The sequence below is a fragment of the Alicyclobacillus sp. SO9 genome (assembly GCF_016406125.1).
GTDB lineage: Bacteria > Bacillota > Bacilli > Alicyclobacillales > Alicyclobacillaceae > SO9.
Genome location: NZ_CP066340.1, coordinates 15,662 through 28,010, shown reverse-complemented (window position 1 = coordinate 28,010; position 12,349 = coordinate 15,662). Strand labels below are relative to the sequence as shown.

Genomic DNA, 12,349 nt, shown 5'->3' with positions numbered 1-12,349 from the left:
TTATTTTTCAATCGGTACCTCTAGTTCTGCTAATCGATCCCTAATTTTTTCACCTTTCTTAACCAACTCATCCGATTTTTTAATTAAACCAAGGACTTTTTTCCTCCATCTGGAGCTCTTCACACGCGAAATATCGGCTCCCTTCGGTGTAAGTCCCAAGCGCTCCATTTCGGCTTTGATCCCCCAAATTTCTTCAGCTGTATCATTAAGCTCACATGACAATCTAAAGACTTCTTCATTCGTTGATTCCTTCTGCAATCCAAACATCACTAGCAACTCCTTTCAGTTGAATGTAAAAGCCCCCAGGTGAGAACCTGGAGGCTTCTGATGTGCTTATTTTTTGTTTCGATAATGTGGGTTGTATTTCTCTGCCCATTGACGTCCAATTTGGCCGCTCCCGTTCGTATGCATCACTTACGGACCGCAAGTCAATTGCATTTGGAGGAAGAGAATTCTTTTCTATTTGTTCTGCTAAGTCAAATTCCGACTCAGTACTATGAATGCCGTCAGTGTCAGCAAACTCAAATTGCGGCTTTTTATTCTTCTGTGGTTCCTCTAACCGCTCAATACGCTTCTCAGCGACCTTGATTCGCGCCATGATCCATTCCATTTCGTCCTTCTTACTGAGGTTATCTGGCATGTCTGCCATTGCTACTGCCATTCTTAATCAATCCTTCCGTTATTTGAAATAGGGTTGGTACAAATCCTACAGATGGTCAAACCACCTCCTTTGCCTGTTCAACTGATAATGTTTTTAGATTGAATACCATGTCTGAGGTGGCTTCCAGCGGAACCAGTGACAGGCTGCCCGATTGATAATCGACATCTAAAAATTGTCCTCGAGAATAGATGCGAATGGTCTTTTTTCCGAGAGTTTTTATCACGCTGCGCAAGGAGTAGTACTCAACAGTCATTTCATGTCCATCGAATTTGACAACAATAACGGGATATTTGCGGCGTTTCTTCTTCCGCGTGACTTTACCCGTCAATGTGTCTGTGTACTCCGTAATTTCCTCAATTTCGAATGTCTTCGGAACAGGAGCAAGTGACTTTAGTGCTCGATACAGTGCATGTGCTTGTACTTCCAAGTCTTGACCCCCCTCATTTAACGAGATGTAAGTGACGTTCACGGTATTGACCAGGAGCGTCAATCATCGGACCGACCAGGACTTTTTCAAGCTCATGTCCACATTCAAAGCAGAATGTATCTTCCCTATCTCGTTGCTCATTGCAGACGTTGCACCACATACCAGGTTCGCAATCCTTATATTTTTCTGTGCCGGCAAGCATCCATAGGTCTTTCATTGCGATGTCCTCCTTTAAAATTCGAAAGGACCACCTCATTGAAGAAGTGGCCCACGCTGAATCAAAATCCATATCTGGCTTCTGACCGATTGTTCTCGAGTCCCTTATCCGAAGAAATCAGAAATCATGTTTCGTCCGGTTTGCTTCTTGGGGTACCGCCAACAAAATGACGCAAAACCCACGCTAAGACAATTTATGGATTCGAATCTTCGTTTTTTTCTACGCTAACATTAAGAAACGCGGTTTTGAATATACCGCGTTTCGTGTATTTATACGGTCTCTGTGCCTAGGCTTCTGTCGCATTCGTCCCCCTTTAGTCCAATACCATTTGCGTATGATCTAGTCATTTTTTTAATAGCGAGTTCCTACCCCATAAATGCTGTAAGACTTGTGCTATTACATGGCTTAAAAACACGGCCCCATGACCTGCATTCATAGCGCATAGGTCATTGGGGCCGCATGAATCGTAATTAGACTTCCTTGTTACAAGAACTCAGGTTCTTTTCTATTTCTTCGAGTTTTACGTTACCTTCAATCTGGATTCGGACTTCACCGTCTTGGCCAGCAACATCGATTTTCGTAATTTGCTCCATGAACGTTGGTGTACAGCAACTACACGAGCCCGTTGAACACTCTTCGACCATCTGTAATGTCTGCTTCACAGTCACATCGCCGGAGAGTACAACCTCTACTCCCTTTTCCCCTTCACATACAGTACTAATCTCATTCATTTTGCTCATCCTTATCGTCCCTTCTAACTTTTTTCGACGTATGCTCAGTCTTAAACCTGTACTCACACAAACCAAGGCGCCAGTTAGGCTTGACTCTGCGTCACGTTAGCGGGTTCTGCGTCAGCCAGGGATTCGATGTAGTGATATGCGGTCATGGCTGCTATCGCGCCATCGGAAGCGGCGGTGATGATTTGGCGCAGTCCCTTCGGGCGCACATCCCCAGCGGCGAAAATGCCCGGAATCGACGTCTGCATATCTTCATCCGTGATGATATAGCCGTCTTGGTCAAGAATTTCCTGATGTGAGATGAATGACGTCATGGGTGTAAAGCCGACGTAAATGAACACCCCATGCATTTCAATTTCTTGTTCCTCTCCAGTCTCAACATGCTGAATCCGGATTCCACTGACTCGATTTTCGCCCAAGATCTCCACAACCTTGTGGTTCCAGATGAAGTCCATTTTTTCCGAAGAAAAAGCCCGTTCTTGTAATATTGGCTGCGCCCGTAGTTTGTCACGGCGATGAATCACCGAGACAGATTCACCGAATTTGGTTAAGAATGTGCCTTCCTCAATGGCGCTATCTCCTCCACCTACAACGGCAATTTTCTTGTTCTTGAAGAACGCACCGTCACATACAGCACACCAACTAACTCCGCGTCCGCTCAAACGATCTTCACCAGGAATACCCAGTTTCTTCGGCGTTGCCCCCGTCGCGATCAGCACTGCTTTCGCTTTGAATTCGCCTTCTGAGGTAAACAGGGTCTTGGGATTTCCGTGCATATCTATCCTCTGGACATCGGCCATCTTAAATTCCACGCCCAGATGATCCGCATGCGCGAGCATCGACTCGGATAATTCTGGTCCCAAAATCATTTGCATGCCTGTATAGTTCTCGACTTCCAAGGTGTTTTGCATTTGTCCGCCCGGTAATCCCTTTTCAAGAATCAGCGTCCTTAAGTTTGCCCGTGCTGCATAAACCCCAGCCGACAAGCCTGCGGGACCCCCACCAATGATCACTAAATCATACGTCTCTATAGTCTGCTTCACGGTTGAAACCCCAAAGAGTATGGATTCCACTCCCTGTTCTTTGTTATGAAGTGCACCGTTTTCTCCTACTGTGGTCATCTTGGTCTCTCCTATCTCGACCCACTTATAGGTAACTGCCTTAAGACTGCGGTGTCTTGGTGAGTTCAATCATAAACTCACGAACGCGGTCCCGTATGGCATCTCGGACCTCCCGAAACTTGTCCATGATTTCTTCCTCCGTACCCGTGGCCCGCGCGGGGTCTTCATACCCCCAGTGCAGGCGTTTCACGTGGGGCGGTGTCACCGGACACTTGTCATACGCATCACCACATAAGGTAATGGCATAGTCAGACTGGTTCAATACGTCGTTATCGATTAAGTTCGACGTATGATTAGACATATCTATCCCAGCTTCTTGCATCACTTGTATGGCTCTTGGATTCAGACCATGTGCTTCGATTCCGCCACTCAGTACGGTTACCTTATCCCCAGCAAAATGACGTGCCCAGCCCTCGGCCATTTGTGAACGGCACGAGTTTCCCGTGCAAATAAAGTAAACAATCGGTTTTTTCATATCCATCTCTCCTTAAGCAAATTTAGATGCCATCAAACCGTTTCGTGAATTCCCAATCGGTGCAAGAGCCCTTTTACGTGCCTTTCAATCTCATCCCTTACCTTACGGAAAGATTCCATGTCTGGTTCTGAACCTACCTTTGGAACGGGGTCCACAATATCCCATTGCTCATTTTGAATTCCAAATGGGACAATGGGACACCGTTCATGGGCTTCTTCACATAGTTTCACAATGAGATTGGAATCGACGAAGGTTTTCATGTTGAGCGTCTTCGACTTGTTTTGCGAGATATCGATTCCAACTTCTTTCATGACCTCGACCGTCATCGGGTGAATTTCCTTTGCTCCGTCCACACCCGCGCTCGATACGGCGACACGGTCCCCGCCGTATTTCTTCGCGAAAGCTTCTGCCATTTGACTCCGAGCACGATTGAAAATGCAGATAAAGTAGATTTTGACTGGTTCACCCACCTAACATCCCCCCACAATGCTTGACGAATCTACTCTACCCAAGGACCCTCATCCAGAGATATAGTCCGGATAAAGTTACAAACAAGACCGGCACGGTTAAAACAATTCCGGTCTTGAAATACTGCCCCCAGGGGATACGGATTCCTTTCTTACCGAGAACATGCAACCACAACAAGGTTGCTAAAGACCCAATCGGTGTAATTTTCGGTCCCAAATCGCTGCCGATGACATTGGCATAGACCAGTGCCTGGTGCATGATTCCAACGGTTTGTGTTGAGTGTATGGCCAAGGCATCAATCATAACCGTAGGCATGTTGTTCATGATGCTGGACAATAGGGCCGCAAGGTAGCCCATCGCCAGAGTTCCAGCGTACAAGCCACCGGTCGTGGAGGACTGGATCACGTGACCCAAAATCGTGGTTAGGCCCACGTTACGAAGTCCATACACCACCACATACATCCCAATCGAAAACACCACAATGGCCCAGGGGGCTTCTCGAATGACCTGCCAAGGTTGAATAACCCTTGTCCGAGCTCCAGCAAACAGAAACACGATGGCGATGATCCCTGCGACGACGGAGACAGGAATGTGCAACAGTTGTGTAACGATGTATCCTGCCAATAGAATCATGAGAATGACCCATGAGGCTCGAAACATTCCCTCGTGAACAATGGCCTCACGCGGTCGACTTAAGTAGGCAGGGTCATAGGATTTTGGAATGTCTTTGCCAAAGAACAAGTACAACATGAGGACACTCGCGAGAAAGGCGAATAGGTCGGGTACCACCATGTGGAGCGCGTAGTCTATAAACCCAATGTGAAAATAATCTGCTGAAACAATATTCACCAGATTACTGACCACAAGCGGCAACGAAGTCGTATCAGCAATGAACCCGCTGGCCATAATAAACGGGATCATTCGTTTCATATCAAACCGTAGCACGCGCACTTTTTCGAGTACGATAGGGGTTAAAATCAAAGCGGCCCCATCGTTCGCAAAAAACGCAGCTACCAGGGCTCCAAGAACCGTGACGTAGAAAAATACCTTACGCCCATCTCCTTTTGCCGCATGGGCCATTTTCAATGCTGCCCATTCAAAGAACCCAATCTTGTCCAGAATCGTAGAGATAATAATAATGGCAACGAACGCGAGTGTCGCATCCCAGACGATTCGCGTTACTTCCACCACATCCTTCAAGGTCACGACCCGGAGTACAAGAGCAAGTATCGCGCCCCCAAGTGCACTCCACCCTATCGACAAACCCTTAGGCTGCCAAATGACCAAAACCAATGTCAACAGGAAAATCCCAAATGCCAGGTAAACCATGCCGTCGCTCCTAACCGGTTCCTATAAGGTGCACTGCACCCGTAATCCTTTCGATTTTAAGAGCTCAATCTCATTCTCTACATCGGGCAAGGTGTCTACAATGTTCTGCAGTAACGAGAACTTCGAGTTGTCCAAGGAATAGTAGACCCATTGTGCTGTTTTGCGTTCTTTGACCAGTCCTGCTTGTTTTAGTTTACGCAGGTGTTGTGAGATCGCCGGTTGAGACATGTCAAAAATGGCGACCAGTTCACATACACATAGCTCTTCAAGCGCCAACAGGGCTATCATGTGTAGCCTCGTTTTATCTGCAAGGGCCTTGTAGACTTCTGCTAATTCTTCAAATGTGCTCGTCAATGGTTGTTCACCTCTGTTTACAGAACATCTTTATATAGAACATCCGTCCGTGTGCCTTTGTGTACATAAGGCACGTCTTCCCATACAAAATCAATCTCACGCACAACATAGTGCTCCTCTGGCCGCGACGGAAACAGGCTGTTTCGTAGCCAGTCCTCTTGCAGTTGTTTGAGAGTCGTCACGGCTTCACTTTTTTCCTGCTCCGAAAGGGTAGGAAGTCGCGACTCCATGTCCATAATTTCGCGTGGAAAAAATCCTTCTTCTTCCACAACTTCAACGGTCTTTCCTGTGGAACCACGTTGGACGATGTACCATACTCCCGGTCGACTGCGCACATCTTGCGTTCCAAAACGCACCCGTCCTCTCGTGAGGTAGGCACCTACATCCCCGAGACAGGGGCTATTTCGAGACAGAAAGCGCAAGTCTGTTCGGTCCACCACTCCGTCAGGGAAAAGAGACTGCAAAGCGAGTGACATGGCGTACATTCCGCGAAAGAGACCATCACAGGGGTGGCCGTGAAATCGAACGAGGTCGATTCCGTGAATTTGCTTGATTCCTTTAGCGTACCGGCCATGGCTCGATTCTGTATCTCGCACTTGAAAAACCGGGAGATAAGGTGCGGTCTGCGCGTCTACACTCCAGTACCATAATTCATCATCCATTTGCGTCATTCCATCCACACTCTCCAAGACCTTTGTTGGACAAAAAGGCCCGACCACTCCAGTCGGGCCTTATTCCCCTTAGAACGTTAACACGGTATATCCTTCCCGTGCGTAACGGGAGAAGGCATCACGGGCAAATTCCAGGTTAATGCTGTACTTGGTGGCGGGATCCGTCAGTTTCCAGTTGTTCACTTGATTCGAGCAAGCGCCAACGATAAGACCCGCTTCCTTTAGTTCGGTCAAAGTCTTGTCTACTTCTGGTGGAACGGATTCGAGTAACTTTACGGCCCCCGTGAACAAGAAGACCTCCACGGCATCAATTTGATTTTCTTCCCTCGCGTCAAAAATCCGTTTGGCTACATGCATCCCCGACGTTACCTTGTCCTTTTGGTCCCATCCAGAGTTAATCACTATCGCAATTTTCCCACTCATCGTATCGTCTCCTTCGATGTTTCAATCATTTCATTCGCGAATCGTTTCAAGAGCTCCGCGCCAATGATTTCATCGTCTTGCAAGGTCGCAACAGCAATGGTTCGGTTAGTGTTGCGTTTTTTCAATCGGTCAATGTGCCCCATTTGCAATTCCAAGCGCTTACCAAACAAGCGACTGGTCGCAGCCTCTTCGGGAAGTACTTGATTCACTATAATGCCTTGCGTGTAAATGTGGGTTCGTTCTAAATCCGCAATCGCTCGCTCCATTTCCGCAATGGGCGTCGATTCCGGCAACGTGACGAACAACATCCCCGTTTCATCTTGATCTTGCAACGTACGAATTGCTGTATTCATCCGAGCCAATTGAGCATCGTCCAAAGCCGCGGTTTCTGCCGTAAAGGCATCCTTATGCTCTAGCTCTTCTTCGTAATCCCAAGACAACTGCAGAAGGCGGACGGTGTGACCCGTCGGGGCCGTATCAAACACGGTCACATCAAACTCATCACTCAACACGTAGTCAAGAAATTCCTGAAAGACAGCCACTTCTTCTGTGCAGGGGGAATTCAGTTCTTCACTGACGCGTTCGACGGTCTCCGTGTCTTGAAACTGATGTTCCAGCGAGTCCAGCACTTGATGACGGTAGGCGTCAAACGCCACCTTTGGGTCAATTCGTACCAGCCATAGATTCGAGCCGGAAATTTGACGTGGGACTGAGGTAACCGTTTCACCGAACACGTTCCCGATGTGAGCCGCGGGATCGGTGGTCACAAGCAACGTTTTGAAGCCTTGGTCCGCTGCAAACAACGCCGTTGTAGACGCGAGCGTCGTTTTTCCTACGCCCCCTTTTCCAGCCAGGAAAATTCTCCGGCGCTTATCGCCCCGAGGCAGCAGTAGGTCGGCAGGGAGCTGATCATAGTTGAATGGCATGTTGTAAATCCCTCCCGACTTGTTCCAACATCGCGATCCCTTTGACCTCATCTGCATAGAGAGGCATGTACCCAATCGAACCTGCAAAGCGAGACCTCAGGTCTTGAATAAACGGTTCTTGCTTCTGCCACCTGCGACTAGAATACGGGTGGGTCCGTTCGTCTTCCGGGATGACCCCGTTCACAATCGCGACCTGATTTGAAATCTCCAGTTTCTGTAGTTCATTTGCGGAACGCAGCATCTCATCCATCGGCAGTCGGGCGGGCTGTGTGACAAACACAAACGTAGTTGTGTCCGAGTCTTGCAGCGCGCGCACCGCGTTGTCATATTGTTCCTTGGATGCCGCAAGCGCATCCACACTGCCGATACATGTCTGCCCGCTTCCTTGCGTACTTTCCTCAATGTGTAAACTCCAACTGCTCGGCAATTCCAGCAAGCGTAGTGTGTGCCCTGTGGGTGCCGTATCAAACACCACCCATTCATAGTCAGGCTGATGCATACAAGCGATAAACTGGTCAAAGGTTGCGATTTCCTCCGTACAAGGCCCACTCATCTTTTCTTCCGCAGCCTGCACGAACTCTTCCGGAAATAACTCTCGAAGAGGAGCCAAGGCCCGGTCTTTATAGGTCTGTAGGGCTTGATTCGGGTTAATCTCCTGAATGAACAAATACGGAACGCCTTGAACCGCTCGGGCTTCGAGACCCACTTCTTGCCCAAACACGTCTCCTAAGTTCGAAGCCGGATCCGTGGTGACGAGCAGCGTCCTCGCACCTTGCTTCGCTAACATGACGGCCGTTGCGGAAGAAAGGGAAGTCTTTCCGACACCGCCTTTCCCGGAAAAGAAAAGATACTGGGTCATGATTAGGACTCCCTTGCTGCAAACAATTCATCCATTTGCGGATAGCGACCCATGGATCGAATTTCCCCATCCACAGTGACTATCGGTAACACTGTCAAGCCTTGCTTCAACATGGTTTCATATACGTCCTTGTTCGAAGTGAACGCCGCCGAATCCCGGCTCAGCATGTGACGGGCCACGGTGTGGCCGTCCGTCTTGAGCTTCTCCACCATCTCACCTACGCGAATTAATTCCGGGTCTGGAGAGGTACCACACACCCCGGTCGAGCAACACATTTCAGGATCAAAAAAGTCGATTTTCATTCCCGAATCCTCCTTCAAATATCCAAATTAGGAGCAACAGCTTCCCGAGCCACACCCGCATGACGAACCTTCCGTCACCACGTTCAATTCCTTCTTCCTGGAACGGAACATGTCCTCCGCAAAGTCATCCGCCCTCATGGTGGCAATGAGCTGGACCTGGCGAACCAGAGCAAGGATTTCTTGCAAGTCTGCATGACGCGCCCCAAGCTCTCTTGCTTTGGGTACGTGATACTCCAAACAGGAAGTACATCCCACAGCCACGGTGGCCGCCACCTGAATCAGTTCCTCTGTGAGTTCATTCAATCCGAATGACCATCTTTGTAATGTTATATAAAAATATACTTATATACTATGCGACAAGAATTCATTTTGCAAGACCAGTCGGAAAAATCCTTTCCTGTCGCGTGCTATTTTTGAAAACGTTCTAGGTATACATTGAGCAGACGTTGTGCCAGTTGTGGGGGCATCTTTCCTTTGAACTTCACCATATACGTATCAAACGAAGACTTCATAAGATGTGACATGGCACTGTGATAGGAGATGTCAGTATTACCTCCCCATAGGGTGTTCGAGCGGATTAGCATGGCCTTCCCGCGCCCCATGTTCATGATACAGAATACTTCTGGTTCATAGTCGTAAGTCTCTCCGTATCCTGTCATCCGTTGGCGGAGCAAACTAGCCACCAAATTTCCCTGCTCTACGGCGAGATGCCCAAGCTTTGGCACCGTTCGTGACGCCACATCACCAATGGCGAAAATATTCTCGTAATCGAGGTGCTGAAAATTTTCATCTGTAGGCACAAAACCGGCTTCATCTCCTAGGCCAGATTGCGTAATGACGTCCGGTCCGCGATACGTAGGGATTAAGACGGTCAGGGCGGAGGAAAGCGTTGACCCATCCTTGAACACGACATGGTCTTTTTCGATTCTGTCGATGACTTTGTTGGTGACGACCTCGACTTCATGTTTCCTGGCCAGTCCTTCAAACGCCTCGTGAACTCTGTCGCCCACATCTTCAAAGAAAATTTCTGCCGGGCTATAGCAGATGATGCGAGCTTGATCTCGAATTCCACGCTCTCGCAACTCACTGTCAATCATAAACGCGACTTCCCCAACTGGGCCTTCACAAGCCGTTTCCAGATGGGGGACATCTTTGACACGTGTCCCGGACAGCATAGGCGCAGACCCAATCAGGATGTTTCCTTGCTCGAAATTCTCTATGGCCTCATACAGTCGAGGAGCGAGGATATCTGTACATACGGAATAACCGTGTTCCCTGAAACCAGGTACAGACTCAAAATCCTTCTTTCCACCCAGTGCAATCACGAGGAAATCGTACGGCACCTTTACTTCATCGTCCAAATACACCTGTTGCTCCCTCGGGTCAATCCGGTGCACTCGACTGCGTATGAAGTTCCCATACGACTCGATGACGGGCCGCAGAGGGAAAGTGATATCCCGAATGTCCTTTTCTCCTAGTGCCACCTCGGGAAGAGAGGGTTTCACCAGGAAGGTCTCTCGCTCATCAATGACGGTCACTTCCACATCCTGCGAATCCATCCACGATGAGACGTGATGGAAAACAGTCAATCCCCCGAATCCAGCTCCGATAATCACAAGTTTTTTCACAAAATAACCCCTCACCTTAATTTTTGGTTAAGTTTGCGCCTTTCAATGGGGAATCATACCAGGCAAAGGAAGCTTGTTGTCCATAGTCCAAACGTACCATTGAGAAAATGGTTCATTGTGAAACTACAAAACTAGAAATATAGTTATATCCTGAAATATTCATAGCGATGTGAAAAGGACAGTGAAAATGGATGAGATAGGGACTTTAAGGCGGCGGGTGGCCGGGATTCGACGCTTCTGCGTACTGAGGGTGGCCAAACGATTTCACTAGTACCCCGCGGGCTATGATATGGATCAATGTGGTGTTGGATGCGGACGCAGTTCCCCCTTGTTTGGTACTGGCGGTTTCTAATGGTCAGGGCTGAATGTCATTGTTTCAAGTGAATTTGGGTATTCGATTCACGTTGTGTAGGGTCTGAATGAATTCCTTTCGATAGACGCATGAACTGCACAGTTTCCATGTCCAGTATCGACCGGAATACACCAGCTTTCCCGCAATTTTGACCAGCTTGTTTCGCAAGGTCTCCATTCGGTTGGTTCGTATTTTTCCTGGCAGACACAAACGGCGAAACCAGTTGTTGATGTTGTATGCGAGCATGGCGATTTGCAGTTTGACGGCGTTGGACGCAAAGTCGGTGCTGCTCATTTTGTCGCAGGCAAGCCCGTTTTTCGCTTCCTTGATGAAATTCTCCATATGTCCACGTTGACAGTAGAAACGAACTACATTCTTAGGTTGCAGCGCCATATTGGTGACGATGAAGGTGAACTGAAACAGAAGCTCTCCGGCAGGGCGCTCCATCTTGACCACCACTCGGCGAGCTTTTGTCCAACTGGCAGCCTGGTACATGAATTCCCGATAATAGACTTCACGCTTATGTACGTTGTTCGGGTTAAGCAATGAGTTTGCCTTGGCCTGTGCAATGGACTGTAGCCGGGGATTCGACTTGAGGCGGATGACGTACTTATGACGCTTGGCTTCTATCAACTCAAATAGATCAGGATCGGCAAACCCGCTATCCCCTCGGACGACAACCAGTGCGTTCGGCGCCCATTTTTCATAACGACTCAGAATGGGGCCCATAAAGCGAACCGCTTGACGGGAGGTATATACATTTCCAGCACGCAGCTCAGCACCAAGGCAATCGCCCGTCAATCCGTCAAAGCAAAACAACGGATGAAACCCATGCTGCTGATAGTGGGCATTGAAATTCGCTCCGTATTGGTTGCCGTAGGCTGCGAAACCGGAAGAGTCCACGTCGCATACGAATTGCTTTCGGGGTTCGATCTCATACACACGTTGCTGCAACGTTTGATTCACGCTTTCCAGAGATTTGACTGTCGAAATGTCCGCCTTCTCAAAGAAGCGAGACATGGTGGGTTGTGAAGCTAACCGGTCTTTTCCAAACAACGTCGTCAGCAATGGCTCCACAGCCAAATCATCTGCATGGTCGTCGGTGTGGTAGCCTGCAATGTGCTGGTATACCTTCTGTAGCACAACATCGCTGTTCGGATGGTCTCGATGCGAAGCTGAATCATGAACAACCAATTGGCTTCTGACAACATCAGACAATCCAATTCTATGATCGAACTCCATGTACAGAAGCAGACCTGCGTCTGAGGTCAAATCCCCACCGTCGAAATTTACTCTCATCCTTGGGTTGAAGTTCATAGTGAATCCTTGTACGCTATTCATGAAAGAGCCCCCTTTGTGTGTTTGGATTCGCACCTTAACACTACCAAAGGTCGGGCTC

General features: G+C 48.5%; 18 protein-coding genes. All 18 read right to left on the bottom strand.

Features of this window, described 5'->3' with window-relative positions; all coding sequences use genetic code 11:
• Nucleotides 1-267, bottom strand: a complete 267-nt coding sequence (locus tag GI364_RS24480) for a hypothetical protein (protein ID WP_198854275.1) — start codon at nucleotides 265-267, stop codon at nucleotides 1-3.
• Complete coding sequence (locus GI364_RS24475; RefSeq protein WP_198854274.1) at nucleotides 236-661, bottom strand: hypothetical protein; 426 nt, start codon at nucleotides 659-661, stop codon at nucleotides 236-238. The genes GI364_RS24480 and GI364_RS24475 overlap by 32 nt, the downstream gene beginning before the upstream one ends.
• Before the next feature lie 55 nt (nucleotides 662-716).
• Complete coding sequence (locus GI364_RS24470) at nucleotides 717-1,088, bottom strand: hypothetical protein (protein WP_198854273.1); 372 nt, start codon at nucleotides 1,086-1,088, stop codon at nucleotides 717-719.
• Between the two features lie 13 nt (nucleotides 1,089-1,101).
• On the bottom strand, nucleotides 1,102-1,305 hold the full coding sequence (locus GI364_RS24465; RefSeq protein ID WP_198854272.1) for a hypothetical protein: 204 nt from the start codon (nucleotides 1,303-1,305) through the stop codon (nucleotides 1,102-1,104).
• 470 nt (nucleotides 1,306-1,775) lie between these two features.
• Entirely contained in the window at nucleotides 1,776-2,036 is a 261-nt protein-coding gene (locus GI364_RS24460) for a hypothetical protein (protein ID WP_198854271.1), read from the bottom strand.
• An 83-nt stretch (nucleotides 2,037-2,119) separates the two neighbouring features.
• Nucleotides 2,120-3,163 carry a thioredoxin-disulfide reductase gene (trxB, locus tag GI364_RS24455; RefSeq protein ID WP_198854270.1) on the bottom strand — a complete coding sequence of 348 codons (1,044 nt, stop codon included), beginning with the start codon at nucleotides 3,161-3,163 and terminating at the stop codon, nucleotides 2,120-2,122.
• A 40-nt stretch (nucleotides 3,164-3,203) separates the two neighbouring features.
• Complete coding sequence (arsC, locus tag GI364_RS24450; RefSeq protein WP_198854269.1) at nucleotides 3,204-3,638, bottom strand: arsenate reductase (thioredoxin); 435 nt, start codon at nucleotides 3,636-3,638, stop codon at nucleotides 3,204-3,206.
• Nucleotides 3,639-3,670: 32 nt separating this feature from the next.
• Nucleotides 3,671-4,108 carry an arsenate reductase ArsC gene (locus GI364_RS24445; RefSeq protein WP_198854268.1) on the bottom strand — a complete coding sequence of 146 codons (438 nt, stop codon included), beginning with the start codon at nucleotides 4,106-4,108 and terminating at the stop codon, nucleotides 3,671-3,673.
• A gap of 34 nt (nucleotides 4,109-4,142) precedes the next feature.
• Nucleotides 4,143-5,435, bottom strand: a complete 1,293-nt coding sequence (locus GI364_RS24440) for an arsenic transporter (RefSeq protein ID WP_198854267.1) — start codon at nucleotides 5,433-5,435, stop codon at nucleotides 4,143-4,145.
• A gap of 21 nt (nucleotides 5,436-5,456) precedes the next feature.
• Nucleotides 5,457-5,789 carry an ArsR/SmtB family transcription factor gene (locus GI364_RS24435; protein ID WP_198854266.1) on the bottom strand — a complete coding sequence of 111 codons (333 nt, stop codon included), beginning with the start codon at nucleotides 5,787-5,789 and terminating at the stop codon, nucleotides 5,457-5,459.
• Between the two features lie 17 nt (nucleotides 5,790-5,806).
• Nucleotides 5,807-6,460 (bottom strand): FmdE family protein, encoded by a 654-nt coding sequence (locus GI364_RS24430; RefSeq protein WP_198854265.1) that lies wholly within the window; start codon nucleotides 6,458-6,460, stop codon nucleotides 5,807-5,809.
• Nucleotides 6,461-6,529: 69 nt separating this feature from the next.
• Complete coding sequence (locus GI364_RS24425; protein ID WP_198854264.1) at nucleotides 6,530-6,883, bottom strand: hypothetical protein; 354 nt, start codon at nucleotides 6,881-6,883, stop codon at nucleotides 6,530-6,532.
• Nucleotides 6,880-7,809, bottom strand: coding sequence for an ArsA family ATPase (locus tag GI364_RS24420; protein ID WP_198854263.1), 930 nt, complete (start codon nucleotides 7,807-7,809; stop codon nucleotides 6,880-6,882). Before GI364_RS24420 ends, GI364_RS24425 begins: the two co-directional genes overlap by 4 nt.
• Complete coding sequence (locus GI364_RS24415; RefSeq protein ID WP_198854262.1) at nucleotides 7,793-8,668, bottom strand: ArsA family ATPase; 876 nt, start codon at nucleotides 8,666-8,668, stop codon at nucleotides 7,793-7,795. Before GI364_RS24415 ends, GI364_RS24420 begins: the two co-directional genes overlap by 17 nt.
• Nucleotides 8,669-8,670: 2 nt before the next feature.
• Nucleotides 8,671-8,970: an arsenite efflux transporter metallochaperone ArsD gene (gene arsD, locus GI364_RS24410; RefSeq protein WP_198854261.1), complete on the bottom strand. Its 300-nt coding sequence runs from the start codon at nucleotides 8,968-8,970 to the stop codon at nucleotides 8,671-8,673.
• Nucleotides 8,971-8,997: 27 nt separating this feature from the next.
• Nucleotides 8,998-9,273 (bottom strand): carboxymuconolactone decarboxylase family protein, encoded by a 276-nt coding sequence (locus GI364_RS24405; RefSeq protein ID WP_198854260.1) that lies wholly within the window; start codon nucleotides 9,271-9,273, stop codon nucleotides 8,998-9,000.
• A 104-nt stretch (nucleotides 9,274-9,377) separates the two neighbouring features.
• Nucleotides 9,378-10,598, bottom strand: a complete 1,221-nt coding sequence (locus GI364_RS24400) for an NAD(P)/FAD-dependent oxidoreductase (RefSeq protein ID WP_233096223.1) — start codon at nucleotides 10,596-10,598, stop codon at nucleotides 9,378-9,380.
• 376 nt (nucleotides 10,599-10,974) lie between these two features.
• Nucleotides 10,975-12,291, bottom strand: coding sequence for an IS1380 family transposase (locus tag GI364_RS24395; protein WP_198854259.1), 1,317 nt, complete (start codon nucleotides 12,289-12,291; stop codon nucleotides 10,975-10,977).
• Between the last annotated feature and the right edge of the window lie 58 nt (nucleotides 12,292-12,349).

Excerpts from the sequence above, each read along its gene's own strand:
- GI364_RS24480 (WP_198854275.1), bottom strand. The coding sequence starts at position 267 with ATGTTTGGATTGCAGAAGGAATCAACGAATGAAGAAGTCTTTAGATTG.
- GI364_RS24475 (WP_198854274.1), bottom strand. The coding sequence starts at position 661 with ATGGCAGTAGCAATGGCAGACATGCCAGATAACCTCAGTAAGAAGGAC.
- GI364_RS24465 (WP_198854272.1), bottom strand. The coding sequence starts at position 1,305 with ATGAAAGACCTATGGATGCTTGCCGGCACAGAAAAATATAAGGATTGC.
- GI364_RS24460 (WP_198854271.1), bottom strand. The coding sequence starts at position 2,036 with ATGAATGAGATTAGTACTGTATGTGAAGGGGAAAAGGGAGTAGAGGTT.
- trxB (WP_198854270.1), bottom strand. The coding sequence starts at position 3,163 with ATGACCACAGTAGGAGAAAACGGTGCACTTCATAACAAAGAACAGGGA.
- arsC (WP_198854269.1), bottom strand. The coding sequence starts at position 3,638 with ATGAAAAAACCGATTGTTTACTTTATTTGCACGGGAAACTCGTGCCGT.
- GI364_RS24440 (WP_198854267.1), bottom strand. The coding sequence starts at position 5,435 with ATGGTTTACCTGGCATTTGGGATTTTCCTGTTGACATTGGTTTTGGTC.
- GI364_RS24430 (WP_198854265.1), bottom strand. The coding sequence starts at position 6,460 with ATGACGCAAATGGATGATGAATTATGGTACTGGAGTGTAGACGCGCAG.
- GI364_RS24425 (WP_198854264.1), bottom strand. The coding sequence starts at position 6,883 with ATGAGTGGGAAAATTGCGATAGTGATTAACTCTGGATGGGACCAAAAG.
- GI364_RS24420 (WP_198854263.1), bottom strand. The coding sequence starts at position 7,809 with ATGCCATTCAACTATGATCAGCTCCCTGCCGACCTACTGCTGCCTCGG.
- GI364_RS24415 (WP_198854262.1), bottom strand. The coding sequence starts at position 8,668 with ATGACCCAGTATCTTTTCTTTTCCGGGAAAGGCGGTGTCGGAAAGACT.
- arsD (WP_198854261.1), bottom strand. The coding sequence starts at position 8,970 with ATGAAAATCGACTTTTTTGATCCTGAAATGTGTTGCTCGACCGGGGTG.
- GI364_RS24395 (WP_198854259.1), bottom strand. The coding sequence starts at position 12,291 with ATGAATAGCGTACAAGGATTCACTATGAACTTCAACCCAAGGATGAGA.